At 66.6% G+C, this 26322-nt stretch carries 25 protein-coding genes; 8 read left to right on the plus strand and 17 right to left on the minus strand.

Annotation, left to right across the window (positions count from 1 at the left end; all coding sequences use genetic code 11):
- The 6 genes from fliG to EGK63_RS11005 form a co-directional block, all read right to left on the minus strand.
- Entirely contained in the window at window positions 1–1038 is a 1038-nt protein-coding gene (fliG, locus tag EGK63_RS10980) for a flagellar motor switch protein FliG (protein ID WP_125901488.1), read from the minus strand.
- Window positions 1038–2675, minus strand: coding sequence for a flagellar basal-body MS-ring/collar protein FliF (gene fliF / locus EGK63_RS10985; protein ID WP_125901489.1), 1638 nt, complete (start codon window positions 2673–2675; stop codon window positions 1038–1040). The genes fliG and fliF overlap by 1 nt, the downstream gene beginning before the upstream one ends.
- Before the next feature lie 261 nt (window positions 2676–2936).
- Complete coding sequence (locus EGK63_RS10990; protein WP_125901490.1) at window positions 2937–4031, minus strand: Glu/Leu/Phe/Val dehydrogenase; 1095 nt, start codon at window positions 4029–4031, stop codon at window positions 2937–2939.
- A gap of 138 nt (window positions 4032–4169) precedes the next feature.
- Entirely contained in the window at window positions 4170–5189 is a 1020-nt protein-coding gene (locus EGK63_RS10995; protein WP_165906584.1) for an alpha/beta fold hydrolase, read from the minus strand.
- 170 nt (window positions 5190–5359) lie between these two features.
- Entirely contained in the window at window positions 5360–5965 is a 606-nt protein-coding gene (locus tag EGK63_RS11000; protein ID WP_125901491.1) for a uracil-DNA glycosylase family protein, read from the minus strand.
- Window positions 5949–6284, minus strand: a complete 336-nt coding sequence (locus tag EGK63_RS11005) for a DUF3253 domain-containing protein (protein WP_125901492.1) — start codon at window positions 6282–6284, stop codon at window positions 5949–5951. Before EGK63_RS11005 ends, EGK63_RS11000 begins: the two co-directional genes overlap by 17 nt.
- A gap of 47 nt (window positions 6285–6331) precedes the next feature.
- Here EGK63_RS11005 and EGK63_RS11010 point away from each other — a divergent pair, with 47 nt between their 5' ends.
- Window positions 6332–6766: a PaaI family thioesterase gene (locus EGK63_RS11010; RefSeq protein WP_125901493.1), complete on the plus strand. Its 435-nt coding sequence runs from the start codon at window positions 6332–6334 to the stop codon at window positions 6764–6766.
- On the opposite strand, the gene EGK63_RS11015 is transcribed toward EGK63_RS11010, so the two are convergent.
- The 4 genes from EGK63_RS11015 to EGK63_RS11030 form a co-directional block, all read right to left on the minus strand.
- Window positions 6750–7388, minus strand: a complete 639-nt coding sequence (locus tag EGK63_RS11015; protein WP_207896368.1) for a YoaK family protein — start codon at window positions 7386–7388, stop codon at window positions 6750–6752. The genes EGK63_RS11010 and EGK63_RS11015 overlap by 17 nt on opposite strands.
- 7 nt (window positions 7389–7395) lie before the next feature.
- Window positions 7396–8013, minus strand: a complete 618-nt coding sequence (locus EGK63_RS11020; RefSeq protein ID WP_125901494.1) for a glutathione S-transferase family protein — start codon at window positions 8011–8013, stop codon at window positions 7396–7398.
- Between the two features lie 34 nt (window positions 8014–8047).
- Complete coding sequence (locus tag EGK63_RS11025) at window positions 8048–9319, minus strand: NupC/NupG family nucleoside CNT transporter (protein WP_125901495.1); 1272 nt, start codon at window positions 9317–9319, stop codon at window positions 8048–8050.
- Window positions 9320–9437: 118 nt separating this feature from the next.
- A complete protein-coding gene (locus tag EGK63_RS11030; protein WP_125901496.1) occupies window positions 9438–10316 on the minus strand; it encodes a branched-chain amino acid aminotransferase in 879 nt (292 codons plus the stop codon).
- Between the two features lie 88 nt (window positions 10317–10404).
- Here EGK63_RS11030 and EGK63_RS11035 point away from each other — a divergent pair, with 88 nt between their 5' ends.
- The 3 genes from EGK63_RS11035 (at window position 10405) to EGK63_RS11045 (ending at window position 13097) form a co-directional block, all read left to right on the plus strand.
- Window positions 10405–11136 carry a response regulator gene (locus EGK63_RS11035; protein ID WP_200166204.1) on the plus strand — a complete coding sequence of 244 codons (732 nt, stop codon included), beginning with the start codon at window positions 10405–10407 and terminating at the stop codon, window positions 11134–11136.
- A 22-nt stretch (window positions 11137–11158) separates the two neighbouring features.
- A complete protein-coding gene (locus EGK63_RS11040; protein ID WP_125901498.1) occupies window positions 11159–12517 on the plus strand; it encodes an ATP-binding protein in 1359 nt (452 codons plus the stop codon).
- An 88-nt stretch (window positions 12518–12605) separates the two neighbouring features.
- On the plus strand, window positions 12606–13097 hold the full coding sequence (locus tag EGK63_RS11045; protein ID WP_125901499.1) for a hypothetical protein: 492 nt from the start codon (window positions 12606–12608) through the stop codon (window positions 13095–13097).
- A gap of 12 nt (window positions 13098–13109) precedes the next feature.
- On the opposite strand, the gene EGK63_RS11050 is transcribed toward EGK63_RS11045, so the two are convergent.
- From EGK63_RS11050 to EGK63_RS11060, 3 genes are all read right to left on the minus strand, one after another.
- Window positions 13110–13913 (minus strand): pyrroline-5-carboxylate reductase, encoded by an 804-nt coding sequence (locus EGK63_RS11050; RefSeq protein ID WP_125901500.1) that lies wholly within the window; start codon window positions 13911–13913, stop codon window positions 13110–13112.
- Window positions 13913–14416: a YbjN domain-containing protein gene (locus tag EGK63_RS11055; protein ID WP_004370784.1), complete on the minus strand. Its 504-nt coding sequence runs from the start codon at window positions 14414–14416 to the stop codon at window positions 13913–13915. Before EGK63_RS11055 ends, EGK63_RS11050 begins: the two co-directional genes overlap by 1 nt.
- Before the next feature lie 79 nt (window positions 14417–14495).
- Window positions 14496–14783 carry an accessory factor UbiK family protein gene (locus EGK63_RS11060; protein WP_125901501.1) on the minus strand — a complete coding sequence of 96 codons (288 nt, stop codon included), beginning with the start codon at window positions 14781–14783 and terminating at the stop codon, window positions 14496–14498.
- Between the two features lie 177 nt (window positions 14784–14960).
- Here EGK63_RS11060 and lgt point away from each other — a divergent pair, with 177 nt between their 5' ends.
- From lgt to pgeF, 4 genes are all read left to right on the plus strand, one after another.
- Window positions 14961–15839 carry a prolipoprotein diacylglyceryl transferase gene (lgt, locus tag EGK63_RS11065; RefSeq protein WP_125901502.1) on the plus strand — a complete coding sequence of 293 codons (879 nt, stop codon included), beginning with the start codon at window positions 14961–14963 and terminating at the stop codon, window positions 15837–15839.
- A gap of 142 nt (window positions 15840–15981) precedes the next feature.
- The gene (locus tag EGK63_RS11070) at window positions 15982–17079 is read left to right on the plus strand and encodes a class I SAM-dependent methyltransferase (RefSeq protein ID WP_165906585.1); all 1098 of its coding nucleotides are present in this window, start codon (window positions 15982–15984) and stop codon (window positions 17077–17079) included.
- Between the two features lie 13 nt (window positions 17080–17092).
- Window positions 17093–17362 (plus strand): helix-hairpin-helix domain-containing protein, encoded by a 270-nt coding sequence (locus tag EGK63_RS11075; RefSeq protein ID WP_125901503.1) that lies wholly within the window; start codon window positions 17093–17095, stop codon window positions 17360–17362.
- Entirely contained in the window at window positions 17359–18129 is a 771-nt protein-coding gene (pgeF, locus tag EGK63_RS11080) for a peptidoglycan editing factor PgeF (RefSeq protein WP_125901504.1), read from the plus strand. The genes EGK63_RS11075 and pgeF overlap by 4 nt, the downstream gene beginning before the upstream one ends.
- A 177-nt stretch (window positions 18130–18306) precedes the next feature.
- Here the strand turns inward: pgeF and lpxC are convergent, their stop codons facing one another.
- From lpxC to ftsA, 4 genes are all read right to left on the minus strand, one after another.
- Window positions 18307–19206, minus strand: a complete 900-nt coding sequence (gene lpxC / locus EGK63_RS11085; protein ID WP_125901505.1) for a UDP-3-O-acyl-N-acetylglucosamine deacetylase — start codon at window positions 19204–19206, stop codon at window positions 18307–18309.
- Between the two features lie 204 nt (window positions 19207–19410).
- Complete coding sequence (ftsZ, locus tag EGK63_RS11090; RefSeq protein WP_125901506.1) at window positions 19411–21003, minus strand: cell division protein FtsZ; 1593 nt, start codon at window positions 21001–21003, stop codon at window positions 19411–19413.
- 261 nt (window positions 21004–21264) lie between these two features.
- Entirely contained in the window at window positions 21265–24585 is a 3321-nt protein-coding gene (locus tag EGK63_RS11095) for a TonB-dependent receptor (RefSeq protein ID WP_165906586.1), read from the minus strand.
- A 397-nt stretch (window positions 24586–24982) separates the two neighbouring features.
- Window positions 24983–26308, minus strand: coding sequence for a cell division protein FtsA (gene ftsA / locus EGK63_RS11100; protein WP_125901508.1), 1326 nt, complete (start codon window positions 26306–26308; stop codon window positions 24983–24985).
- Window positions 26309–26322: the final 14 nt, after the last annotated feature.

Raw genomic sequence — 26322 nt, forward strand, 5'->3', positions numbered from 1 at the left:
TCAGTAGATCAACTCGTCGTCGCCGCCCTGGCCGGCCAGCATGATGTCGCCGCGCGCCGCCAGATCCTTGGCCACCTGGACCATGGCCATCTGGGCGTTGTCGACGTCCTTGAGGCGGACAGGCCCCATGGAATCCATATCCTCGCGCATGATCTTCGAGGCGCGCTCGGACATGTTGGAGAAGAACATTTCGCGCAGGGGGTCCGAGGCGCCCTTCAGCGCCAGCCCCAGCTGGTCCTTCTCGACCGCGCGCAGCAGGGTCTGCACCCCGCCCGGATCGAGGCGCGACAGATCCTCGAACACGAACATCAGGGCGCGGATACGCTCGGCCGCGTCGCGGTTGCGTTCCTCCAGCGCGCCGATGAAGCGGGCTTCGGTCTGGCGGTCGAAACTGTTGAAGATGTCGGCCATAAGCTCATGGCTGTCGCGCTTGGACGTACGCGCCAGGTTGGACATGAACTCGCTGCGCAGGGTCTGTTCGATCTTGTCGAGAATGTCGCGCTGCACCGGCTCCATGCGCAGCATGCGCTGGACGCACTCCAGGGCGAAGTCCTCGGGCAGGGCCGTCAGCACGCGCGAGGCGTGATCCGGCTTGATCTTCGACAGGACGACCGCGACCGTCTGCGGGTATTCGTTCTTCAGATAGTTGGCGAGGACGGCCTCGTTCACATTGCCGAGCTTGTCCCACATGGTGCGGCCCGCCGGACCGCGGATCTCCTCCATCAGGGCCTCGACGCGATCGCCGGGCATGAAGGAGGCCAGCAGGCGCTGCGTCTGCTCATAGGAGCCCATCAGCGAGCCGGCCCCGCCGATGCCGGAGACGAATTCGACCAGCACCTCTTCGACGACGGCGGCGGTGACGGTGCCCAGCCCCGCCATGGCCTGAGAGACCTCCTTGATCTCTTCATCGTCGAGCTGCTGCCACAGGGCGGTGTGCTCTTCGCCCAGAGACAGCAGAACGACGGCCGCCTTTTCAGGCCCCGTCAGCTTCTTGGCGTCGTCGACCGCCGCGCCCTTTGACACCAGCCGCGCCGCCATCAGCTTTCATGCATCCACGAGCGCAGGATCGCCGTGGATTCCTCTGGGTGGCTGTCGACGAAATCGGCGACCTTCTTGATGGAGGAGGCCTTCACCTGGCCCTCGATGCGAGCGATGTCGATGCGCTGCTCCATGTCGCTGGGGCCTGCGAGCATGGGCGCGCCGCCCGGCAGGGTTCCGCCGACGATCTGGGTGTCCAGGGCGGTTACGGGAATGCCGCCGGCGCCGGCCAGGGCGGGCGCGCCGCCAGAACCCGTCGCCGCTTTCAGCAGCGGACGCAGGACGAAGAAGACCAGCACGAAGCCCGTGACAGCCAGGATCAGCAGCTCGACCCCGCGCATGATGTCATTCTTGTCGAAGGCGAACATCGAGGAGCCTTCCTCGGCGCCCGGCGCAGCCGACGGCTCGCGGTTGAAGCGGACGTTGACGACCTCCAGCTTGTCGCCGCGCGTCTCGTCGATGCCGACGGCGGCGGCGACCAGGGCCTTGATCTGCTGCACTTCCTCGGCCGTGCGGGCGGCGTAGGCGGGCTCGCCCTTGCCGTCGGCGGCGGGTGTGTATTTGCCGTCGACCGCGACCGAGACCGACAGCTTCTTGACCTCGCCCGGCTCCTTCACCGTCGTGGTGGTGGTGTTGGAGATTTCGTAGTTGGTCGTCTCGGTGTTTTCCGAGTTGGTGGAGCCGATCGGCGTGGTGTTCGGGGCCTCGCCGCCGGGAATGTTGTTGGTGGCGGTGACGCCGCCGTCCTGCTGGCCGGTCGTGTCTTGCGACTGGCTGCCGTTGGTCGAGGTCGAGCGAACGACCTGCCCGTCCGGATCGAACTTCTGCTCCTGGGTGGTCGAGCGGCTGTGGTCGATGTCGGCCGTCACCTGCACGCGAGCGGCGCCCGCGCCGACGACGCCCTCGACAATGTCCTTGATGCGGGCCTGCATCTGGGCCTCGGTCGAGGCCTTGGACGCCTCGGCGGTGGCCGAGGTGAAGCCCGTGTCCTCAGACCCGGCCGCCAGGGTGCGGTTGGCCTGGTCCGTCACCGTGACCTTGTCCGGCTTCAGGTTCGGCACGGACGAGGCGACGACGTTGCGGATGGCCCGCACCTGATCGGCCGACAGGTCGCGGCCCGACAGACCCACCACCACGGCGGCGGTCGGGTCGATGGCGGCGGCCTGGAACATCTCACGACGCGGCATGGTGATGTGGACGCGGGCGGAAGAGATGCCGCGCATCGACATGATGGTGCGCGCCAGTTCGCCCTGCAGGGCGCGCTGTTCGTTCAGGTTCTGCTGGAACTCGGTCTGGCCCAGCACCGACTGGTTGTCGAATATCTCGTAGCCGACGCTGCCCGAGGTCACGAGCCCCTTGCCCGCCAGCATCAGGCGCGCCGTGCCCACCTCGTCGCGGCTGACGAAGATGGTCGAGCCGTCGCCCTTGGAGGAATATTTGATGCCCGCCTGGTCCAGGGCGGCGCTGATTTCGGAGGCTTCGCGCAGGTCGAGGTTGGAATAGAGCAAGGCGTCCGGCGCCTGGCCCACGCGCAGCATGACGGCGACCAGCACGGCGGCCACGCCCGCAGCCACGCCCAGGATGGCGGCCAGGCGTCCGATGCCGAACCTTTTCAAAGCTTCCGTGAAGCCGCCCACGCGCCATCGCCCCTGCACACGCGGGACGAACCGAACCCGCTAGGCAGAAACTGCCGCCTGGATGGTAAATGCGGCGTTAAGAGGCGTTAAAGAGATGGGAATCCTGCCCTCTCCCGCCGGGAGAGGGATCATGCACACCGCAAAAGAAAAAAGGGGCTGCGGGACCATCGCGTCCCGCACCCCCTTCGGCGCCCCCCGGCGCCCGCCCGCCTCCCGAGAGAGGCAGGCTAGCTGGTCAAAGGTCGATCAGACCTTCAGACTTTAGATTTTTAGGGCCGCGGCCTTCTTGTCGGCGGCGGCCTGGATACGGGCCTCGGCGATGGCGTCGGCAATCAAATGGGTCGGCTTGTTCTCGGAGACCGAACGCTCGAGGATTTCCTCGAAGGTCTCCATCAGGCGCGACAGCTTGCCTTCGACCCACGAGGCGTCATAGGCGCCGCCGGTTTGACGGGCGTTCATTTCCGAGGCGACGTTGATGATGCCGCCGCCGTTGATGACGTAATCCGGCGCATACAGGATGCCGCGCTTGAACAGCTCGTCGCCGATGTCGGCCGTGGCCAGCTGGTTGTTGGCGGCGCCGCAGACGGCCTTGACCTTCAGGCGGTCCAGCGTCTGCGGGTTCAGGGTCGCGCCCAGGGCGCACGGGGCGTAGATGTCGGCGGCGACGTCATAGATGGCGTCCGGGGCGACGATCTCCGCGCCGGTCTTGGCGGCGACGGCTTCCAGGTTGGCCTGGTTGACGTCGGTGATGATCAGCTTAGCGCCGGCCTTGTGCAGCATGTCGGCCAGATAAGCGCCGACGTGACCCACGCCCTGCAGGGCGACGGTCAAGCCGGTCATGTCGTTCTGGTTGAACAGGCGACGCGCGACGACCAGGTTCGAGCGGAACACGCCCTGGGCCGTGACCGGGCTGGGATCGCCAGAAGCTTCCGGGCCGTCCTTCAGGCCCAAAACGAATTCGGTGACCTTGCGGGCTTCGGCGATGTCCTCGACCGAGGTGCCGACGTCTTCGGCGGCGTAGTAGTGACCGCCCAGACCGTTCAGATAGCGACCGAAGGCGTGGAACAGCTCAGGCGACTTCTGGGTGCGGCTGTCGCCGATAATGACCGACTTGCCGCCGCCCATTTCCAGATCCGCGACGGCGTTCTTGTAGCTCATGCCCTTGGACAGGCGCAGCACGTCTTCCAGTGCTTCAGCGGCGGTGGCGTAGTTCCACATGCGGGTGCCGCCGACGGCCGGACCGCGCGCGGTCGAGTGCACCGCAACAATCGCCTTCAGGCCGGTTTTCTCGTCATAGAAGGCGTGGACGCCTTCATGGTTCGAGAAAGAAGGAGAATCAAACAGCGTCTTGCCCATGACAGGCCTTTCCTGGGGTACTTTTTTGTGCGGAAGGACATACGCGCAGCCTGACCAAACGGCAAGCATCACCATGCAGTCGCGCCAGGGTTCTAGGAAACATGCGGAAAACGCCTCCGCTTTCCGCAGGTTTTGCGTTCAGCGCGCCTTGGGATCAGCCTGCAACGCGGGCAGGACCGCCGGCGCGCCGGACGGCAGGGGCCGAGTCGAGTCGCGCAGCCAGGCCTCGACGTCGGCGAAGACGATCTCGGCCTGAAGGTCGCGGTTCAGGATGTGCCAGCCGTCCGCATAGTAGCCCGTCGTCAGGTTCGACCGCTCGCCCGCCTGCTCCAGCGCGCGGCGCATGGGGCGTTTGGTGATGATCTGATCATGGGCGCCGTACAGCAGCAGGGTCGGTTTTTCGACCCGGCCCAGACGCTGGGTCGCCGTCTCCATCAGATCGACCAGGCCGTACAGGGAATCGAACCGCGTCGACAGGATCGACAGGGGGTCGCGGCCGTTGCGGATCAGCTCCAGCGTATTGTCCGAGGCGCGGATGTCGCGCACGGCGAAGGAGGGCGGCTCGACCCGCTTGGCGCCCATCAGGCGCGCGGCGGTCCACAGGCCCGCGCTATTGAAGGCGCTCTGGCTGGACCAGCCCCAGACGCCGGGCGCCAGCAGCACCACCCGATCAGCGTCCGGCGGCGTCTCCGAACCGAAGGCGGCGATGGTCGAGGAGCCGCCCATGCTCTCGCCCGCCACCACGATCAGGGCGTTCGGCCGCTCGGCGCGAACCAGCGCGACGATGGTGCGCAGATCCTGACTGGTCAGGCTTTCGGCGGCGAACTCCCCCCGGTTGGGGGCCAGGCCGAAGCCGCGCTGGTCATAGGCCCAGGTCTCAATGCCCCGCTGCGCCCACCACGGCCCGGCGAAGCGGAAGGAGGCGTAGTGGTCGTTGAAGCCGTGCAGGGCGACGATGACGGCCCAAGGCGCCTGCCCTTCAGGGCTCCAGCGCAGATAGGGCAGCCGCGCCCCGTCCTGCACCACAAAGGCGCCGCGTCCCAGGGTTCCCGCCTCGATGCGCGGCCCGTTGAACCCGTTGGGCGGCGTCAGCGGCGGCTGGACATGCGGCGTAGCGCAGGCGGACAGGGCGAGAGAGAGGAACGCGGCGGCGATCACACCTCTTCCTTCTCCCCTTGAGGGAGAAGGTGGGCGCCGAAGGCGCTCGGATGAGGGGGCTGTATCAGCGGGCAGAACGGCCGATGATGAGGGCGAAGCAGGCAGCCCCCTCATCCGTCTCGCTCCGCGAGCCACCTTCTCCCTCAAGGGGAGAAGGAAAAATCGATGTGTCACGCCAGCATCTCCTTCACCCGTTGCCGAAGGTAGGGCAGAATCTCCGCCTCAAACCACGGGTTTTTCTTCAGCCAGGCCGTATTGCGCCACGACGGGTGCGGCAGGGGCAGGACAGCAGGGGCGTAGTCGCGCCACGCGCGGACCGTCTCGGTCATGTTGGCCTTGGCCGCCGCGCCCAGAGCCCAGGCCTGGGCGTAGCCGCCGACCAGCAGAGTCAGTTCGACCTTCGGCAGTTCGGCCAGCAGGCGCGGCCGCCACAGCTCGGCGCAGCGGCGCGGCGGGGGGTAGTCGCCGCCCTTGGGATCGGTGCCGGGGAAGCAGAAGGCCTGCGCCGCCACGCCGAGGCGCGGATCGCCGTAGAAGGTCGCTTCATCCACCCCCATCCAGTCGCGCAGGCGAACGCCGGACGGGTCGGTGAACGGCAGGCCGCTCTCATGCACCCGTCGCCCCGGCGCCTGGCCGCAGATCAGCAGGCGGGTCTCGGGCGCGACCATGACCACCGGGCGCGGCGTATGCGGCAACAGGCCCAGACACGCCCGACAGGCGCGGATCTCGGCCAGGAGTTCATCCAGGCCGGATTCCGGATCAGTCGAAGTCGTCATCCGACGCTTCGACCGGCGGCAGGGCCGCCCTGTTCTCCGCTTCTTGGGCCGCAGCCGTCTCGGCCTCGGTCGGCAGGCGCAGGCGGATCACGCCGCGGAAGTTGTTAGGGTCGACGACCTTGCCTTTCTTGGTGATGGTCAGCCTGCCCTGACGCATCAGGCCCAGCGCCGTGGCCTTCACCTTGGGCAGCATCCGCTGCCACTGCTCGGGTTGCAGCTCCTTGGCCACGTCGGCCGGTTCAATGCTCTTGCCGCCGACGTTCTTCGGATCGGCCTTGGCCAGTTTTTCAAAAATGGCTGCTTCGATTGGATCGCTCATAGGCGCTATATGCTGCACCGCGAGATCGGAAAGAAGGCAAAACCGACATGGCCGAGATAATCACCGTCACCGAAGGCGAGTTCGCCGGCTGGAAGACCTATAATCTGCGCGACACCTTCGACGTGGTCGTCGGCCCCTTCTATGGCAAGCCCGATCCCGACGGGCATATGCGCTGCGCCTTCCGCGCCGAGCAGAAGCATATGAACGCAGGCGGGCGGATGCATGGCGGCTGCCTGATGACCTTCGCCGACATTGCCATGTTCCAGATCGCCTATCAGGAGATGGAAGGCGCCTCGGGCGTGACGGTGCAGCTGGATTCCACCTTCATCGACGGCGCTTACGTCGGCGAACTGATCGAGGCGACTGGCCAGGTGACCAAGGCGGGCAAGAGCCTGATCTTCGTGCGCGGCCAGATCGTCACGGGCGAGAGGCTGCTGATGACCTTCTCGGGCGTGATCCGAAAGTTCACGCCGCGCGACTGAACCGCACGCTCAGCGCCAGCCCCATCGCGGCGGCCGCCGCCGGCCACAGGGCGTCCAGTCCCAGGCGGCCATAGACCACGGCGCCCAGCAGCGCGCCGCCGACCAGCCCGGCCCACAGCACCATATAGGGCCGGAACGCCCACGGATCGCCGCCCCGCACCGCCGCCGCCAGGGCGTGGCCGGTCTTGACGAGCGTTCCGGTCATATAGGTCAGGCTGACCCCGACCTCGCCGTCGCGCAGGAAGACCGAGTTCTCGACGGCCATCGCCATGACCATCAGGCCGATGGCCACAGGCGCGATGCCCGCCCCCGCCGCCACGGCGGCTCCGCCCAGCAGGAAGGCCTCGACCGCCAGCACCCGGCTGCGCGACCGCGCGCCCTCGCCGCCTGCAACCAGGGCGCCGAGCATGGCGCCCAGCACGAACAGCGCCAGCACACCGGCCACCGCGCCCGCCGCCTGCCACCGCCCCTCGGCCAGACTGACGGCCAGCCGGGTGCTGTTGCCGCTCATGAAGGAGACGAACACTCCGCCCAGGTGCAGGAAGCCCAGACTGTCGACATAGCCCGCCAGCGCCGCCAGCATCAGAGCCAGCCAGCGATCCGACCGCGTCAGAGTGCGCAAGGCAGGCTCACATCCCCGCCGCCGCCGCCGGACGGGCGCGGCACGCCTCCAGCCAGCGGGCCAGATGGGTCAGTTCCTCCGGCGGGCGGTATTTGACCAGCCGGGCGAAATCCAGCCCCACGGCCCCGACGATATCGGCGATGGTGAAGCGGTCGGCGGCGATGAACTCATGATCCGCCAAGTGCCGGTCCAGCGTCTTCATGAAGCGTTCGGCGCCCAGACGGTTGTATTCGGCGACCTGAGGCTGGGGCGCCTCAAGCGCGGCCAGGGCCGGATGGGTGAAGCGCACGTTCAGCATCATCGGATTGGCCAGATACATCTCGCACCGACGCATCCACATCTCGATGATGGCCTGCTCCTTCGGATCGCGGCCGAACAGGTTCGGCTCGGGGTGCAGGGCCTCCAGATAGCGGCAGATGGCGATGGATTCGGTCAGGCAGGTCCCGTCGTCCAGTTCCAGCGCAGGAACGTGCGGCACGCCGAACTTGGCGCGATAGGCCGGCGTGCGGTGCTCGCCCGCCAGAAGCTCGATCTCGACCCGCTCGACGTCGGTCACGCCCTTTTCCGCCATGACCCAGCGGACGCGGCGCGGATTGGGCGCGCGACGGCTTTCATAAAGCTTCATCAGAGGGTTCCCTTCGGCTGCCCTCGGAACGCTACTAAGCGAAGACGGCGGCGGGCAAGGCCCCGACGATGCAGGCCGTCATCAGCGTGGCCAGAAAGCCCGCCAGCAGCGCCTTCCACACCATGCCCAGCACCTCCTCGCGGCGTTCGGGCATCAGCACCGACAGGCCGGTGACGGTGATGCCGACCGAGCCGATGTTGGCGAAGCCGCACAGGGCGTAGGTCATCAGCATCCGCGTGCGCTCGCTCATCTCGGCGGCGGGCACCTTGCCCAGTTCGATGAAGGCGACGAACTCGGTCAGGGTCAGCTTGACGCCCAGCAGCCAGCCCGCCTTCTGGGCGTCGGCCCATTCCACGCCGGTCAGCCAGGCCACGGGAGCGAAGAGCACGCCCAGGATGCGCTCGATCGTCAGCGGCTCTCCGGCGATGACGAAGCCGCCCAGGATGACGTTGGCCAGCGCCACCAGGGCCACGAAGACGATCAGCACGGCCGAGATGTTCAGCACCACCATCAGGCCGTCGGACGTGCCTTTCACGATGGCGTCGACGGCGCTGTCGTACTTCAGCGCCGAGTTATAGTCGGCGACCGCCCCGCCCTCGCCCGGCTTTTCCGGAATGATGACGCGGGCCAGCAGGATGCCGGCGGGCGCCGAGACGATGGAGGCCACCAGGACGTGGCCCGCCGCATTGGTCAGCACCGGCGACAGAATGGTCGCATAGGCCACCATGGTCGAACCGGCGACCGTGGCCAGACCGACCACCATCATCAGGAAGACCTCGGACCGGCTCAGCTTGTCCAGATAGGCGCGGATGACGATCGGGCTTTCGATCATGCCCAGGAAGACATTGGCCGCGACCGCCAGGGCCGAGGCGCCGCCCAGCCCCATGGTCCGCTGGAACAGGAAGCCGAAGCCGAGCGTGATCCACTTCAGGATCTTCCAGTGCCACAGCAGGGCCGACAGGGCCGAGATCACCAGGATCAGCGGCAGCACATTGAAGGCGAAGGTGAACAGGGCGCCTTCATTGGCCACGGCGTAGGGCTGATCCCCGCCCGCCAGGTAGCCGAAGACGAAGCGCGTCCCCTCCGCAGTCGCCAGCTCCAGCCCCTTCACCGCATTGTTGATGCCGTCCAGCACCACCTGTGAGCCGGGAATGGCGAAGGTCGCCAGCACCAGAGCCGCCTGCACCAGCACCGCCCCGATCGCCAGCCGCCACGGAAAGGCGCGGCGGTTCTCGGAGATCGCCCAGCAGACGGCGACGATGACGACCAGGCCGAACAGGCTCTGGAGGTTCAGGAGGCTGAACATGGAAAGGCGGCTCCGCGACCGGCGCTATGGGAGCCGGCTTCTTCAGTGCGCATCAACGACAGCAGAACGCCGCTGGCAAGGGGGCAATGAAAAACCCTCTCCCGCTGGGAGAGGGAGATTAGAGCGTCCCGCGCACCAGCTTGCCGTAGTCGTCCATCAGGCTCAGCGACAGCGCGCCCGGCGTGAAGCGATAGTCGCCGACCTGACCGACCGGCGTCACCTCGGCGGCCGAGCCGGTCAGGAAGCATTCGGAGAAATCGCCCAGCTCTTCCGGCAGGATGTCGCGGACAATGACCTCGATCCCGCGCGCCTGGGCCATTTCGATGACGGTCTGGCGGGTGATGCCGTTCAGGATGTGATCGACACGCGGCGTGTGCAGGGCGCCGTTCCGGACGAAGAAGACGTTGGCGCCGGTCGCCTCGGCCACATAGCCGCGCCAGTCCAGCATCAGGGCGTCGGCGAAGCCGCGCTTCTCGGCCGCCGTCTTGGACATGGTGCAGATCATGTAGAGGCCGGCCGCCTTGGCCGTCGACGGCGCCGTCGCCGGATCGGGGCGGCGCCACTTGGCCCACTCCAGGGCGATGCCCTTCTTCTTGACCTCGGGGTCGAAATAGCTGGGCCATTCCCAGGCGGCGATCGCCAGGTGGACCTTGCTGTTCTTGGCGGTGACGCTGAGCTGTTCCGGCCCCAGATAGGCGACGGGGCGGATATAGCAGTCGATCAGGCCGTTGCGCGCGCAGGTTTCCTTGCAGGCGGCGTCGATCTCGGCCACGCTATAGGGAATCTCGAAGTCGAGCAGCTCGGCGGAGCGCTTCAGGCGTTCGCTGTGCGCGGTCAGCTTGAAGATTTCACCGCCATACATACGCTCACCCTCGAACACCGACGAGCCGTAGTGAAGGCCATGGGTCAGAACGTGCGTTTTCGCCTCCCGCCAGGGAACGAATTCTCCATCAAACCAGATCCATCCGTCACGATCGTCGAAAGGAACGAAGGCCATTGAAGAACGTCTCCTGCGCAAGATATTTATTTAGACGCCCGTCGCGCGTCCGCGTCAACGGCGTCTCGCGAGGAGATTCGCAGTGAGCATGATCGATCCGCGCCCCAACGGCCGCTCGGGCCCCATCGCTCCGGCGGGCAGCGGACGGCACCTTCTGGTCGTCGATGACGACGACCGTATCCGCGAACTGCTCAAGGAATTCCTGAGCCGCGAGGGCTATCGCGTCACCGGAGCCGCCCATGCGGGCGCCGCGCGTCGAATGATCGAGTTGATCGAATTCGACCTGATCGTGCTGGACGTGATGATGCCGGGCGAGAGCGGATTCGACCTGACCACCTGGATCCGCAGCCAGGCGGCCCTGTCCAAGACGCCCGTGCTGCTGCTGACCGCCAAGGGCGACCCCGACGATCGGATCGAGGGTCTGTCGCGCGGCGCCGACGACTATATGTCCAAGCCCTTCGACCCGCGTGAATTGGCGCTGCGCGTCGACGCCATCCTGCGTCGCACGGGCGGCAAGCTGATGACGCCGAAAGAGATCCATATGGGTCCGGCGGTCTTTGACATGGAGCGGCTGGAGCTGACGCGTGACGGCGTGCTGCAGCGTCTGACCGAGGCCGAAGCGCAGTTGCTCAAGACCCTGGCCATCCACGCCCATTCGCCGGTCGAGCGCATGACCCTGTCGCCCGACACGGCCGATGTGACCGGCCGCGCCGTGGATGTGCAGGTGACGCGCCTGCGCCGCAAGCTGGAAGCCGATCCGAAGAACCCGCGCTATCTGCAGACTGTGCGCGGCGTCGGCTATATGCTGGCCCCGGACTGAGACTGGGATCGGAATATCGCCCATGCGGCTGATGCCGTTCAACGTCTGGACGCGATGGATCAAGCGCCGGGTGCCGACCTCTCTGTGGGGCCGGTCGCTGCTGATCATCGTCCTGCCGGTTTTGATCATGCAGGCGGCGGTGACCTGGGCCTTCTTCGACGCCCACTGGCAGGCGGTGACGGCGCGTCTGTCCGAGGGTCTTGCCGGCGACGTGGCCTGGGCGGCCGAAAGCTATCGCGACGATCCTTCGCCCCAGAACCTGGCCCTGATCTCCGAGCGCGCCGAACGGTCGATGCAGTTGTCCATCGCCTTCCAGCCCGAAGCGTCTCTTCCGCAGGAAGAACGGCGCGGCGCCCTGGGTCTGGTCGACCGAACGCTGGAGAAGGCCCTGGCCTCGCGACTGGACCAGCCCTTCTGGTTCGACACCACCCGCTACCCCGCCTATGTCGACATCCGGGTGCAGGAGGCGGGCGGCGTGCTGCGCGTCATCGCCCCGCGTGAACGGGCCGTGGCGACCCAGGCCCACATCTTCGTCCTGTGGCTGATGATCGCCACCATCCTGCTGCTCGGCGTGGCGGTGCTGTTCATCCGCAACCAGGTGCGCGCCATCGAGCGCCTGGCCTCCGCCGCCGAGGCTTTCGGCCGAGGCGAGAGCGTGCCGCGCTTCAAGCCGCACGGCGCGCGCGAGGTGCGGGCCGCCGCCACCGCCTTCCTGGACATGCGCGCCCGCATCCAGCGCCACATCGATCAGCGCACCGCCCTGCTGGCCTCGGTCAGCCACGACCTGCGCACGCCCCTGACCCGGCTGCGCCTCGAACTGGCCCTGGCCCCGCCGTTCAAGCGCGCCGAGGCGATGAAGGGCGATCTGGACGAGATGGAGCATATGATCGACGAATACCTCGCCTTCGCGCGCGGCGAGGCGGGCGAGGCGATGCAGACGATCTCCGTGCCCGAAATGCTGCGCCGCGCCGCCGAGGACGCCGGTCGCTCCGGCGCCGTGGCCGAAGTCGAGACGCCCGACGATCTCAACATGCTGGCCCGCCCCCTGGCCTTCCGCCGGGCGATCAACAACCTGGTCGGCAACGCCGCCTCCCACGGGGAAAAGGTGCGGCTGTCGGCTCGCCCCCTGCCCTCCGGCGGACTGGAGATCGTGGTCGAGGACGACGGCCCCGGCATTCCGGACGACATGCACGAAGAAGCCTTCCGCCCCTTCTCGCGCCTGGACGCCTCGCGCAATCAGAACCGCAAGGGGGTGGGCCTGGGCCTGGCCGTGGCGCGGGACGTGGCGCGCGGCCACGGCGGCGACATCATCCTGGGCCGCAGCGAAATGGGCGGGCTGAAGGCGTCCATCCGGCTGCCGGCGGATCGTCGCGCCGCCTAGATCTTTTGCCGGCGCCTCTAGCGAAACCGTAAAATCGTCGCCATCTTGTCCTGTGTTCCAGGGGGGCCTGGAATCAGGAGTCCGTACTATGCGTCGTATTGCTTTCCTTGCGCCGCTCGCCGCCGCCCTCGTCGTCTCCGGCACAGCCGCGGCTCAACCCTCGGCCGTCGTCGTGACGGTCAGCCCCGACTTCGCCAAGACCGCCCAAGAACTGGGCGAACGCGATGTCCAACAACAGGTGAGCGACCTGACCCGCACCGTCGAGCGCGTGCTGACGGATCGTCACGCCCTGGACGGCGCTCGCGTGGAACTGGTCATCACAGACCTGAAGCCCAATCGTCCGACCATGCAGCAACTGGGCGACAAGCCCGGTCTGGACGGCATGCGCAGCCTGTCGATCGGCGGTGCGGCGGTGGAAGGGTCCGTGACCATGGCCTCGGGCGAGGTCCAGCCGGTCAAGTTCGACTACTACACCCCGACCCTGGCCGATGCGCGCGGTTCGACCACATGGACCGACGCCCAGCGCGCCTATGACCGCCTGGCTCGCAACCTGGCCGAGGGTCGCTTCGTCAAGCGCTGAAGCGCCTGACGATCAGCCGCTGAGTTCAGTGGACTTGGCGACCGCCGCCTTCACGGCGCTTTCGACAGAATGGTCGAGGGCGCCGTTTTCATTGAGGGCGATCAGACCGGCCTGCGTCACGCCGCCGGGCGAGGCCACGCGGTCGATCAGGGCGTTCAGAGCCTCGTCGCCCTCCACCCCCGCCGCAGCCGAACGCAGGGTGGCGCGCGCCAGACGGGCGGCGGCCTCGGGCGACAGGCCTTCCGCCTCTCCAGCCTCGGCCAGGGCGCGGGTGAAGGCGAAGAAATAGGCCGGGCCACAGCCGGACACCGCCGTCGCCGCGTGCATCAGCGTTTCGTCATCCAGCAGGACCGTCTCGGCGATCGGCTCGAACAGTTCGCGCCCGACCTTCAGGGCGCCGGCGTCAGCAGACCACAGCGTCGCCACCCCGCGCGCCTGGGCCACGCCGGTCGTCGGCATGACGCGCACGACCGGGCGGTCGTCATAGCCGTCAGAGATCGTCTCGCCGCGCACCCCGGCCATGACCGAAACGATCACGGCGTCTGGCGCCAGATGCGGCAACACCGCCTGCGCCGCCTCCAGCCATTTGGCGGGCTTCACCCCGATGACGAAGGCGCGGGCGTTGGCCAGCGCCTCCAGTGGCGGATTGATCCGCGCGCCCTTGGTCCGCGCCGCCTCGGCGACCGGCTTTTCAGACGGCGTCAGGATGATCAGATCGGCCGGGTCGACGGCGCCCGTCGCCAGCCAGCCTTCCAGAATGGCCGAGCCCAGGCGTCCGACGCCCTGAAGCACGACCGGATGTCCAGAACCGCTCATCAGGCGTTGCCCACGGTCTCGAACAGGCAGGCGTCGATCGCCTCCTTCGGCTTCTTGGAGCCGCGCACCATGAAGTCGAAGGCGGGATAATAACGGTCGGCCGCCTCGACCGCCGCGTCGATCATGGACGCGGCCTGGGCCAGGGTCGGGCGTTCAGTGTGCGGCAGGGCCAGGGCGTGGCGGAAGACGATCTCGCCCTCGTCCGGCCAGATCTCGAAATGGCCCAGCCAGGTGCGCTGATTGATCATCGACACCAGTTCATAGGCCGCCGCGCGGCGCGTCTTGGCCACCCGCAGGTCCAACGCCAGGCACAGCTGAAGGCAGTCCCCCTCGGGCCGCCAGGCGAACCACAGCTCATAGTCCTTCCAGTCGCCGGCCAGGGCGAAGGCCAGATCGCCCTCGTCCGTGCGGTCGAACGGCAGGTTCTCCGCCGTCAGGACGTGTTCAACCACATCCAGCGGATCAAAGGGCAGGTCGACCTCTTCGGGTCTCACAGCATCCATCAGGCGTTCAACTTCTTCAGCAGCGGCAGCGACTCAAATGAGCGCTTTCGAGAACGGTAGGCGTGTTCGCAGATTCGGCTCAACCGGCTGAATCCGGGCTCGAAGCCGCGTCTGTGGACGATCCCTTGGCGGCCTTCTTCGGAGCCGGAGCCGCAGCCTTCAGCGCCGCGATCTCGGCGCGCAGGGCGGCGATCTCGTCCTTCAGCACGTCGAACTCGTCGCGACGGACCAGATCCATTTCAGCGACGAAGCGGTCAGCCTGGGCGCGCCAGGCGGCCTTGGCCTCTTCACCTGCGGCCTGGGCCAGACCCATGGCGCCGGTCGTCAGCTTGGCGAACTCATCAAGGAGGGGATTGCGCGTCTGCATGGCGGCCTCTTGAGAACTCCCGGACCATCGGTCCGAAACGTGGTTAACGGTGCATTGATTTGGGTAAACCAAACCTTACCTGCCTGCGGCCTATAGACTGCTTCGCGGGAAAAGCGCGCGACGAATGCAGTCCCGCTTGCTAGACGAGGGACAACTTCTGAAGGTGCAGGAGGCCCCGTGCCCTTTCCCGAATTCGACCCCGTACTGATCCAGCTCGGCCCCTTGCCCATCCGCTGGTACGCGCTGGCCTATATCGCCGGCATCGTCCTGGGCTGGTGGTACGCCTCGCGCCTGGCCAAGACGGAGCGCCTGTGGGCGCCGGGCAAGTCGCCGGTCGGCGGACAGCAACTGGACGACCTGGTGCTGTGGATCACGCTCGGCGTCATCCTGGGCGGCCGTTTCGGCTACGCCCTCTTCTACAAGCCGGCAATGTTCGCCCAGTTGTTCACCGGCGACAGCTGGGGCGAGCGACTGGAACTGCTGCAGCTATGGACCGGCGGGATGAGCTTCCACGGCGGCTTCCTGGGCGTGGTCATCGCCATCGCCCTCTACGCCCGGCGCCAACAGGTGAACCCGCTCAGCCTGGGCGACCTGATCGCCCCGGTCGCGCCGCTGGGTCTGTTCTTCGGCCGCATCGCCAACTTCATCAACGGCGAACTATGGGGCCGCGAGACGACGGTCCCCTGGGCCATCCGCTTCTGCAACGAGCGCATCCAGCAGATGTACGGCTTCTGCCCCGCCGGCAACGAGCCGCGCCACCCCAGCCAGCTGTATGAGGCGGGGCTGGAGGGCCTGCTGCTGTTCGTCGTCCTGTCGCTGGCGATCTGGAAATGGCGGATGCTGAAGCGCCCGGGCTTCGTCACCGGCCTGTTCCTGCTGGGTTACGGCGTCTGCCGCGCCGCGCTGGAGAACGTGCGCCAGCCTGACGCCGGGCTGGAGAACCTGCCGCTGGGCCTGACCATGGGCATGATCCTGTCGATCCCGATGATGCTGGTCGGCGCCTGGCTGATCTGGCGGGCGCTGAAGAAGCCCGAAGTCGCGGCCTCGGTAGATTGATTTTTCTCGTCATTCTCGGGCTTGTCCCGAGAATCCAGACACGCGACGGTCGGTTTCAGGCTCGCGAGTTCCTATGTCAGGCCTTGAGTCTCTGGATCCTCGGGACAAGCCCGAGGATGACGGATTGAGAGAACAGCACGGCATGATCCATTCCGCACCGTCCCCCATCTCGCAGACCCTCAAGGACCGGCTGGTCCGCGAGATCGTGCTGACCGGGCCGATGACGGTGGCGGACTACGTCACCCGCTGCCTGCACGACCCCAGGGGCGGCTATTACGCCACTCGCCCCGCGCTGGGCGAAGGCGGCGACTTCATCACCGCCCCGCTGATCAGCCAGATGTTCGGCGAACTCATCGGCCTGTGGGCGATCGAGACCTGGACCCGCCTGGGCGCGCCCGAGCGCGTGCGGCTGGTCGAGGTCGGGCCGGGCGACGGCACGCTGATGTCCGACGTGCTGCGCGCGGCGCGGCTGGTGCCCGGCTTCCTGCAGGCGGTCGATCTGATCCTGATCGAACCCAGCGCGCCGCTGCGCGCCGAGCAGGCTCGTCGACTGGCGGACGCTGACGTGCATCCGCGCTGGCTCAGCGCCCTGAACAAGGTCGAGACGGACGCCCCGGTCATCCTGATCGCCAATGAGGTGCTGGACTGCCTGCCCGCGCGCCAGTTCATCAAGACCGAAGGCGGCTGGGCCGAGCGCCGCATCGGCGTCACTGACGACAATGAACTGACCTTCGGCCTGACCGCCATCGCCGACGGCTTCGAGACGCCCGGCTTTGAGGTCGAACCGGGTCAGATCATGGAGATTTCCGAACAGCAAGCCGCCTTCGGCCGCGATCTGGCCAGCCTAATCCGCGCCGCCTCGGGCGCCGCCCTGCTGATCGACTACGGCCGCAGTAAACCCGAGGCGGGCGATACGCTGCAGGCCCTGCGGCGGCACCAGAAGGTCGATCCCCTGTCGACACCGGGTGAGGCCGACCTGACGCAATGGGCCGACTTCCCCCTGGTGCTGGAGGCCGCCGTACGGGGCGGCGCCGACGTGACCGGCTGCGTCGGCCAGGGCGCCTTCCTCAAGGCGCTGGGGATCGAAGCCCGCGCCCAGCGGTTGATGCAGGGATGCCCCGAAGCCGCCCCGGTCATCCAGCGCCAGCTGGACCGCCTGACCGCACCGGACCAGATGGGCGAACTGTTCAAGGCGGCGGCGATCTTCTCGCCGCGCTCGCTGGCGCTGCCGGGCTTCTGAGGCGGCCCGCCCGATGATGGAGACTGATGCGGCCATGACCTTCACCGAGCACGAGCGCCAAATTCTGCTGGCGACCAAGGGCGTCGGCCCCAAGGTTATCGAACGGCTGGAAGAACTGGGCGTCGGCGGCTTCGCCCGCCTGGCCCAGGCCGATGCGGCCGTCGTCTGCGCCGGAGCCGCCGCCAGCGTCGGCTCGACCTGCTGGAAGAACAGCCCCCAGGCGCGCAAGGCCGTTCAGGCCGCCATCGACGCCGCCCGTTTCGAACTGGAGGCCGCCGCATGAGCCTGAACACGATCACCCATCCGCTGCTGACCAGGGCCGGGGTGCGCCACGGCTTCTTCACTCGCGCGGGCGGCGTATCGGACGGCATCTACGCCGGACTGAACGCCGGCGTCGGCTCCAAGGACGACCCGGCCCACGTCGCCGAGAACCGCCGCCGCGTCGCCGAATGGATGGGCGGCGCCGCCGACGACCTGTGCGGCTGCTATCAGGTCCACTCCGCCGTCGCCCGCGTGGCCGAAAGCGGCTGGGCCGGCGAACGCCCCGAAGGCGACGCCGTGGTCGCGGGAGTGAAGGGGCCGGTGCTGACCGTCCTGACCGCCGACTGCGCCCCCGTGCTGTTCGCCGACGCCGAGGCGGGCGTGGTCGGCGCCGCCCACGCGGGCTGGAAGGGCGCTCTTGACGGGGTCATCCACTCGACCGTCGCGGCCATGCAGGCCCTGGGCGCCGAGCCGTCGCGCATCGTCGCCGTCGTCGGCCCCTGCATCGCCCAGGCCTCCTACGAAGTCGGCGCTGACTACCAGGACCGCTTCGCCCACCACGACCCCGGCAGCGAACGCTTCTTCGCCCCCGGCGCCATCGAAGACAAACGCCAGTTCGACCTGCCCGGCTTCGTCCTGTGGCGGCTGGAGCAGGCGGGCGTCGGCGAGGCCGCCTGGACCGGCGACGACACGCGCGCGGACGCGGCACGCTTCTACTCCAACCGCCGCGCCTATCTGGCGGGAGAGCCGGACTTCGGCCGGTTGATCAGCGCGATTGCCCTCTCCTGACCCTTCTCCCCTTGAGGGAGAAGGTGGGCGCCGGAGGCGCTCGGATGAGGGGGGCCAGCGCGACATTCGGAAATCAACCACGGCAAGCGGCGCGCCCATCCAGATACCAGGGCGATTACACCCCTCATCCGTCAGGCTCCGCCTGCCACCTTCTCCCACAAGGGGAGAAGGACGAATTCAGCCCGCCATCGCCATGTCGGGCACGCGAACCGTTTCGCGCCAGGCGTCCGGTTGAGCCAGCAGGGCGCGGACCAGCTTGTTGTTCAGGGCGTGGCCCGCCTTGACGCCTTCGTAGCGGCCCAGCAGGGGCGCGCCGAGGACATACAGGTCGCCGATGGCGTCCAGCGCCTTGTGGCGCACGAACTCGCGCTCCATGCGCAGGCCGCCGGGGTTCAGGATCTGGTCGCCGTCGATGACCACGGCGTTCTCCAGCGAGCCGCCGCGGGCCAGACCGGCCTGACGCAGGGCCTCGACCTCATGGGCGAAGCCGAAGGTGCGGGCCGCCATGATGTCCGAGCGGAAGGTCGCTTCGTCGACGACGAAATCCACCACCTGATTGCCGATGACCGGCGTCGGGAAGTCGATCTCGAAGCGCATCTCATAGCGGTCGCAGGGCTTAAGGACGGCGGACTTGTCGCCCTCCTCCACCCGGATCGGCTTCAGGATCTCGATATAGGTCTGGGGCGCTTCCTGGCGGCGGAAACCCGCGCGGTCCAGCAGTTGCACGAACTGCAGCGCCGAGCCGTCCAGGATCGGCAGTTCCGGCCCGTCCACCTCGATCACGGCGTTGGAGACGCCCAAGGCGGCCAGCGCGGCCATCAGGTGCTCGATCGTCGACAGGCGCACGCCCGCCGCGTTCTCGATCATGGTGTTCAGGCGCGCGTCTACGACCGCCTCGCCCGAGACGGGGATGCGATTGTCGCGGTCGGTGACGTCCGTGCGCACGAAGACGATGCCGTGGCCAGGCGCAGCCGGGCGCACGACCAGACGCACGCGGCGGCCGGTGTGCACGCCGACGCCGGCGCAGATGGCCGGGGCGACGATGGTCTGTTCGTACTGGTCGTTGCGGACCGTCACTCGGAAACTCTCTGTTGCGCGACCCGCCCCAACGGGACGGTCTTCGCCTCACCTGTCGTTTACGCCTCGGGGCTCAAGCCCGAAATGAAAGTCGGGTTTCGGATTGTTTCGGTTCGACGACACATTCCAGCCTCGGCGCCCACACGTGAAAACGCCCCGAAGGTCGGCTCCGGGGCGCTTCGTTATCAGGACTTTTTGGGTCGATCAGTTCGCGAGGCGGCGGAGAAAGGACGGGATCTCCAGGTCGTCATCCTCGGACTGGCCCACCTGCGGGTCTTGCTGCTGGGGCTGCATCGCCTGCGTCTGACGCAGTTGCTGGGTCGTGCGGTTCGACGACGGCGGCGGCGCATAGGACTGCTGCTGCTGCGGCTGCTGGCGCTTGCGGCCGAACAGACTCCAACCGCTGCGGCGGTGGTCGCGCTCGTCGTAGAAGGGCTCCTCGGCCGGCTCTTCATGACGGGCGGCCGGACGCTGGGCCGGTTGCTGCGGCGCCGGTTGCTGACGCTGCGGGGCGCGATCGAAATAGAGGTCGCCCTGTTCCGACGAAGCCGCCGGCTGGGCGCGACCGGCGCCCTGCTCATACTCCTCGACCCACGGATCGACGATCGGCTCCAAGTTCCGCGGCGCATCACGGATGACCGGCTCGGGCTTGGCTTCGATTTTCGGCTCAGGCGCGCGAGCGGCCGGGGCTTCATAAACCGGAGCGGGCGCCGGCTGCGGCGCGGCTTCGCGCACCGGGTCGATGCGGACTTCCGGCTGGCGCGGCGCCGCGTTCGGCAAGCCGCCCGTGCGGCCGAAGCTCTGGCCCTGCGGCTCGATCTGCTGGATGACGGCTTCATCCATGCCGGTCGCGACGACCGAGACGCGGATCTTGCCGTCCAGCGCCGGGTCAAAGGCCGCGCCGAAGATGATGTTGGCGTCGCCGTCCACTTCGCCGGCGATGGCGTTGGCGGCCTCGTCGACTTCCAGCAGGGTCATGTCCATGCCGCCGGTGATGTTCACCAGCACGGCCTTGGCGCCCTTCAGGCTGGTCTCGTCCAGCAGCGGGTTGGCGATGGCGTTCTGGGCCGCCAGCAGGGCGCGGTCGTCGCCCGTGGCCTCGCCCGTGCCCATCATGGCCTTGCCCATCTCGCTCATCACGGCGCGGACGTCGGCGAAGTCGAGGTTGATCAGGCCCGGCAGGATCATCAGGTCGGTGATCGAGCGGACGCCCGAGTGCAGCACCTGGTCGGCCATGCCGAAGGCGTCGGAGAAGGTGGTGCGTTCGTTGGCGACGCGGAACAGGTTCTGGTTCGGGATGACGATCAGGGTGTCGACGTAGCGCTGCAGCTCGGCCACGCCGGCGTCGGCCAGGCGCATCCGGTGACGGCCTTCGAAGGTGAAGGGCTTGGTCACAACGCCGACGGTCAGGATGCCGCGATCACGCGCGCATTTGGCGATGACCGGCGCCGCGCCGGTGCCGGTGCCGCCGCCCATGCCGCAGGTGATGAAGACCATGTGCGCGCCTTCCAGGTGCGCATGGATCTCGTCCGCGCTCTCCTCGGCGGCGTTCATGCCGACCTCAGGGTGGGCGCCCGCGCCCAACCCTTGCGTGATGGTCTCGCCCAGTTGGATACGGCGGTCGGTCTTGGCGAAGCTCAGATGCTGGGCGTCGGTGTTGGCGACGACGAACTCCACGCCCTCAAGGCCGGAGTCGATCATGTTGTTGACGGCGTTGCCGCCCGCTCCGCCTACGCCGAAGACGACGATGCGGGGCTTCAATTCCGTGGCTTCCGGCCTGACCAGCGAGAGAGACATTGTATTATTCCGACCTAAGAACCCTGCCCTTCGTCCCCGATGCGAACTCCCCGCCGAATCGCATTGGTTATGAGCGCGTTAAGGAAAACCCTGACTGCGTTAACGAAGGGTTACCTCGATAGCGTGAGTCGGGCGGAATGATAGTCGCTGCGAACAGCTTGACCGCAGATTTCGTGAACTTTCTTCGGTCTTGGTTCGCCGCGAATGTGAAAAGGGCGGCTCTCTCGAGCCGCCCTCTCCGTTTCGAAAGAGTTGTTCGACCTAGAACAGCTTGTAGTTCAGGCCAACGAAGAAGCGACGCCCATATGGGTCGAAGGTCGATGCGAAGCCCAGGTAGAGCGGCGGTTCGACGTCCGTCAGGTTGGTCACGCCGGCGCGCACGGTGACATCATCCGTGACCTTATAGTTGAAGCTCACGTCGTGGCGGACGAAGTTGCCCGTAGTCCACCAATCGGTCGGGGACTGATCGACGTTGCCCGACGCGATGGCGTCGCGCTTCTTGACCAAGTCCTGCGAAGCCATCCAGTCGGCCAGCCAGCTCACGCTCAGTTTATTGTTGGGCGAAGTCCAGCTCAGGCGCGAGGTGCCCTCTAGCCTCGGGTAGAAGACGTTGGTGGTTAGATCGTCGAAGAAGTCACGGTTCGTAAGGCTAGTGTACTGCTTCTGCTCGATCAACCACAGCGCGCCGAAGGAGTAATTAAAGCGGCCGAAGTTCTTACCGAAGACTTCTTCGGTATCGACGCTGTAGGTGGCCGTGATGTCCAGACCGCGAGTTTCCAGCTTAGCAAAGTTCAGCGTCTGCAGGATGAAGCCGCCGATCGGATCGCCAACGGGAGCGCCAACCTTGAAGACGTTGAACGGATCAGCGTTGTTATTCGGGTTCTCGCGGCGGATCAGGGCGCAGGCCACGGCGTCCAGTTGAGCGCCATTGACGCACTGGTTGGCGATCTGCTGGCCCGACGGCGTGACGATCACGTCGTCGATCGTGATCTCATAATAATCCAGCACCAGGCTGAAGTTCGGGATGAACCGCGGGCGCAGGATCGTCGAGAAGGTGAAGGATTCCGACGTTTCAGGACGCAGATCCGGGTTGCCAGCCAGAACACTGGCGACACCGGCCGAATAGGCGGGACGATAGTCGTCTCCGATACCGACCGTCGCCTGACCGAAGTCATAAGCCAGACCCTTCTGTGCAGCCAGAGCCGTACAGTTGGCGATACGATTGGTCCGGATTTCCGCCGCATTATTGCCGCTCAAGGAAGCAATGACACGCGTGTCGCATGGATCGGAGAAGCTGTTCACGAACGTCTGGCCGTAAGGACGGTAGTTTTCGGACAGGTTCGGAGCCCGGAAAGACGTATTGAAGCTGGTCTTGAACATGATGTCCTGGATCGGACGATAGACCAGGCTAAGGCCATAGACGTCGCCCGTGCCCGCAGTCGTATAATCAAACGTGCGGTACGAGCCGTTGAACTCAGCATACTCGCCCAACCAGCTGTCACGGAACAGCGGAATAGCCAATTCTGCGAAGAATTCCGTGGTCTCGTATTCGACACCCAGGAAATCAGCGCCTGTATTCAACTGCAGCAGGCGGTTGTTCGTGTCGCGGCTACGGCCGACGCCCTCAGTATACTCACGGCGGTATTCGGCGCCCACCGAGAAGCCGATCTGACCAGCGCCCCAGAAGTCGCCAACCTGACCACCGAAGGTCGCGACCGCGCTTTCCTGCACGTTCTTCTCATTCACCGTTACGCTGGCCGAAATGTACTCGAGAGCTTCAGCCGATTGGTTACCCATGCCGAAGACGTTCAGCGGCTTACAACCCGCGATTTCCGGGTTGGTGGCCGCATCGGTGTAGCTCGTCGTCGTCGTGTTGGGGTTCTGCTCCTGAACCGCAATGCCGCGCGCCGCCAGGTGCTGGACCCGGCAGACGATCTCGCCTGGCTTGCCGTTCACAATGCCGGCCGTATCGACGATGGAGTCCATGGCGTGGCCGAAGCGAATCGCATCCGGTCCCGTCTCACGGTTCTTATTGTTCATTTCGCCGTAGGTGTACGACAGGCTCCAGTTGGCGTTGTTGATGAAGCCGATACGATCGTAATCGCCTTCGAACGCCGCGACGTAACGCTGGACCTCACGATTGTTGGTCTGATCACGCGGAATGCCGAACCCGCGGTGCAAGGCGATCGGGGCGGTCACGGCCGTACCCGGCGCGCCCGGCGTCGTGTTGGTCGGATCAGAATAGGGAATGAAGGTGTTGTTGCGGATTGCCGTAACGAGATTGGCCGGCAGGAAGGCGTTGTCCGTCCGCGTGGCGAACGAACTGGTGCCGCCGATCAAGCCCGGAGTATTCCCGTTGTTGCAGGTCCGAGCCGCGCCGCCAAACGGCGTGCCGCCGCACGACAGGCCGGCGTCGACGATGAAGATATCCCAGAACGAGAACTGGCCCTGATCGAAGGCGTCCTCGGTCGTGTATTTCGCTTCAAACGTCGCGCGAATGTTGTCGCTGACCTGCAGGTTGGCGCCGACCTGGTAACGTTGCGATTCTTGTTCAGGGAAACGGGTCCAGGCGTCAAAGGCCGTCATGTTAGCCAGTTCGCCGTCACCGCCGATATTCCACGGACGGTTGGCGCCGGTGTTGCCGATGCGCTGCCCGAAATCCGCCAGACGAGCGGTGGCGCCGTCAAACCAGTAAGTATAGGCCGGATCTACGTTGAAGCAGTTGGACGAGGTCGAGAAGCTGCGGCACGCCGCCACCGGAACGTCCGGATCACCGAACGGGCTGGGGCGCTGCATGTTGGCCAGGGTCGTCGTACCCCAGAGCGGACGATCAAGGCGGCGAGCGTTGAAGAACTCGCCGGTATCTATAAAACCATCAGCCGCCGGGCCGATGGCCAGGTTGGTCGGGTCGGCGTCAATGCCCAGCCCGACACGACCCCGACGCAGCCAACCGATCTGGTTCGAACGAAGCTCGTCGGCCTTTTCCCATTCAGCGTGAGCATAGACGTTCAGACGATCGTCAAACAGGTTGATGCCGCCCAGGGCCGACACGCGACGGGTAACGGCGTCGCCGCCCTTGACCAACTGACCGTAGTTAGCGTCGACCTCAAGGCCTTCGTAGTCTTTGCGCAGCGTGTAGTTGACGACACCCGACACGGCGTCGGCGCCGTAAACCGACGAAGCGCCGCCGGTGATGATCTCGATGTTCTGGATCAACAGGCGCGGGATCGTCGACACATCGACCGACAGAACGCCGGCCGAGGATCCGACATGGCGGCGGCCGTCAATCAGCGTCAGCGTACGGCCCGACCCGAGGGAGCGCAGGTTGGCGAATTCCAGACCGCCGTCATTCAGGCCCGAGCCCGTCGTATCCGACGGAACCAGCGAGTTGGACAGCGCCGGAATGGTCGCAAGGTAGTCGATAACCGTGGGCATGCCCGTCTCGAGCAGCGCCGCACCGTCGATCTGAATGATCGGAGCGGCCACAGTCGTCGGATCACGACGAATACGTGAACCGGTGACGACGATTTCTTCGACCTGCGTCGATTCTTCCGACACTGGCGGCGTCTGGGTCTGCGCCATGGCAGGCGCAGCGACCGCAACCACACCCGCCAAGACAGTCGTCCCAAACAGGTATTTGCGCTTCAAACTCATAATAGTTGCCCCCGAAAAGCTATGATCAGCGAACGCACGCATCCGAAACGACGCGCATGCCTAATGACCACATCTAACGGAAAATGACGGAAGGACAACCATTGTGACCTAAATCGGGCTATTGAGCGTCGGTAATGTAACAATCCCGCCACAGCAAAGACACATACCCAACAACGTTGTTATTCTTGGACGGAAATTTTTTGAAACTGTTCAAAATCAGAAAAATTTTTCGGATATACGCGAACATCAGCATTCTCTCTAATCGCAGTCAGAGAGAAATAGGGCCGAAAAGCGACGTTATTTAGAATATAAACCGCGCAGACGGCTACAGGTTATCCCGCAGCCAGCCCGCCGCGCGGGCCACCATACCGCCGCGATGCACCTTAGGCGCATCCGCCGCCGTGATCTGGCGGGACATCAGCTTGCGGGCCGAGACAGCCTCGCGCGGGCCGTAGGCGGCGCGGAGCAGGACGCCGGCGGCCGAGCAGAAGGCCGGGCCGGCGGCGGCGTCGGCCAGGTGGGGCGCGCGTTGCGGGCGGCCCAGGCGCACCGGGCGGTCGAAGACGCGCACGGCCAGTTCGCGCACGCCGTTCAACTGGCTGGCGCCGCCGGTCAGGACGAGGCCCGCGCCGGGCTCCAGGCCCATGCCGGCGTGCTTCAGGCGATCGCGCAGCAACTCCAGCGTCTCTTCGACGCGCGGGGCGATGACGGTCTTCAGCATGGCGCGCGGGACGATGACGGGACCGGCCGAGGCGTCCTCGCCGCGCGGCGGGGCCTCCAGCATTTCGCGGTCTTCGTTGGCGCTGGCCATGGCCGAGCCGTGCAGGGTCTTCAGCCGCTCAGCGCCGACGCGCGAGGTGGACAGGCCGCGCGCGATGTCGGCGGTGACATGGTCGCCGCCGACGTTCAGGCTTTCGATGTGCAGCAAGGAGCGCCCGCCCCAGACCGCCGCCGAGGTCGAGCCGCCGCCCATGTCGATGCACAGGGCGCCTAGCTCCATCTCATCTTCTTCCAGCGCGGCGAGGGAGGAGACGACCGGCGCCGCGGCCACGCCCTGAAGATCCAGATGCGCCAGTTCGAGGCAGTGGCTGAGGGCGTTGAACGAGCCCTCGGACATGGAGACCACCAGCAGGTCCAGCCCCAACGAGCCGCCGCGCATCGAGCGCGGATCATGAACGCCGCGCGCGCCATCCACCGACCAGGCGATGGGCAGGACGTGGATCGGGCGTCGGTTCGGCAGACGGATCTGGGCCAGGGCCATGCCGATGGCGCGCGCCAGATCGGCGTCGCTGATCGGGTGGGAGCCCAGCGAGACGCGCGCCTGCACCCGGTGGCTGGCCATCTGGCCGATGGCCGTGGTGACGACGACGCCGGAGACGGGGGCGCCCGCCGCGCGTTCGGCGCGTTCGACGGCGTGGCCGATGGCCTGGGCCGTCTCGTCCATGTTGACGATGGCCCCGCCCTTGACGCCGCGCGACTGGACGTGGCCGGCCCCGGCGACGCGGATGGTGCGGTCGGCGTGGCGCACGCCGTCGGGCTTCATGATGAAGCAGGCGACCTTGGCCTGGCCGAGATCGAGCGCGGCCACGACCGGCGCGCGCGGCGCGCCCCTGCCCTGTTCCGGCTTGATGTCTCGGTTGCGTCCAACCATGGGGTCGTGTCCTA

This window comes from Brevundimonas sp. 357 (assembly GCF_003938605.1).
GTDB lineage: Bacteria > Pseudomonadota > Alphaproteobacteria > Caulobacterales > Caulobacteraceae > Brevundimonas.

What these genes read in the sequence shown, in the direction of transcription:
- fliG (WP_125901488.1), bottom strand. Translation starts at nt 1,038, where the DNA reads ATGGCGGCGCGGCTGGTGTCAAAGGGCGCGGCGGTCGACGACGCCAAG.
- EGK63_RS10990 (WP_125901490.1), bottom strand. Translation starts at nt 4,031, where the DNA reads ATGGGCAAGACGCTGTTTGATTCTCCTTCTTTCTCGAACCATGAAGGC.
- EGK63_RS11000 (WP_125901491.1), bottom strand. Translation starts at nt 5,965, where the DNA reads ATGACGACTTCGACTGATCCGGAATCCGGCCTGGATGAACTCCTGGCC.
- EGK63_RS11005 (WP_125901492.1), bottom strand. Translation starts at nt 6,284, where the DNA reads ATGAGCGATCCAATCGAAGCAGCCATTTTTGAAAAACTGGCCAAGGCC.
- EGK63_RS11010 (WP_125901493.1), top strand. Translation starts at nt 6,332, where the DNA reads ATGGCCGAGATAATCACCGTCACCGAAGGCGAGTTCGCCGGCTGGAAG.
- EGK63_RS11020 (WP_125901494.1), bottom strand. Translation starts at nt 8,013, where the DNA reads ATGAAGCTTTATGAAAGCCGTCGCGCGCCCAATCCGCGCCGCGTCCGC.
- EGK63_RS11025 (WP_125901495.1), bottom strand. Translation starts at nt 9,319, where the DNA reads ATGTTCAGCCTCCTGAACCTCCAGAGCCTGTTCGGCCTGGTCGTCATC.
- EGK63_RS11030 (WP_125901496.1), bottom strand. Translation starts at nt 10,316, where the DNA reads ATGGCCTTCGTTCCTTTCGACGATCGTGACGGATGGATCTGGTTTGAT.
- EGK63_RS11035 (WP_200166204.1), top strand. Translation starts at nt 10,405, where the DNA reads ATGATCGATCCGCGCCCCAACGGCCGCTCGGGCCCCATCGCTCCGGCG.
- EGK63_RS11040 (WP_125901498.1), top strand. Translation starts at nt 11,159, where the DNA reads ATGCGGCTGATGCCGTTCAACGTCTGGACGCGATGGATCAAGCGCCGG.
- EGK63_RS11045 (WP_125901499.1), top strand. Translation starts at nt 12,606, where the DNA reads ATGCGTCGTATTGCTTTCCTTGCGCCGCTCGCCGCCGCCCTCGTCGTC.
- EGK63_RS11050 (WP_125901500.1), bottom strand. Translation starts at nt 13,913, where the DNA reads ATGAGCGGTTCTGGACATCCGGTCGTGCTTCAGGGCGTCGGACGCCTG.
- EGK63_RS11055 (WP_004370784.1), bottom strand. Translation starts at nt 14,416, where the DNA reads ATGGATGCTGTGAGACCCGAAGAGGTCGACCTGCCCTTTGATCCGCTG.
- EGK63_RS11060 (WP_125901501.1), bottom strand. Translation starts at nt 14,783, where the DNA reads ATGCAGACGCGCAATCCCCTCCTTGATGAGTTCGCCAAGCTGACGACC.
- EGK63_RS11070 (WP_165906585.1), top strand. Translation starts at nt 15,982, where the DNA reads ATGATCCATTCCGCACCGTCCCCCATCTCGCAGACCCTCAAGGACCGG.
- EGK63_RS11075 (WP_125901503.1), top strand. Translation starts at nt 17,093, where the DNA reads ATGATGGAGACTGATGCGGCCATGACCTTCACCGAGCACGAGCGCCAA.
- pgeF (WP_125901504.1), top strand. Translation starts at nt 17,359, where the DNA reads ATGAGCCTGAACACGATCACCCATCCGCTGCTGACCAGGGCCGGGGTG.
- ftsZ (WP_125901506.1), bottom strand. Translation starts at nt 21,003, where the DNA reads ATGTCTCTCTCGCTGGTCAGGCCGGAAGCCACGGAATTGAAGCCCCGC.
- EGK63_RS11095 (WP_165906586.1), bottom strand. Translation starts at nt 24,585, where the DNA reads ATGGCGCAGACCCAGACGCCGCCAGTGTCGGAAGAATCGACGCAGGTC.
- ftsA (WP_125901508.1), bottom strand. Translation starts at nt 26,308, where the DNA reads ATGGTTGGACGCAACCGAGACATCAAGCCGGAACAGGGCAGGGGCGCG.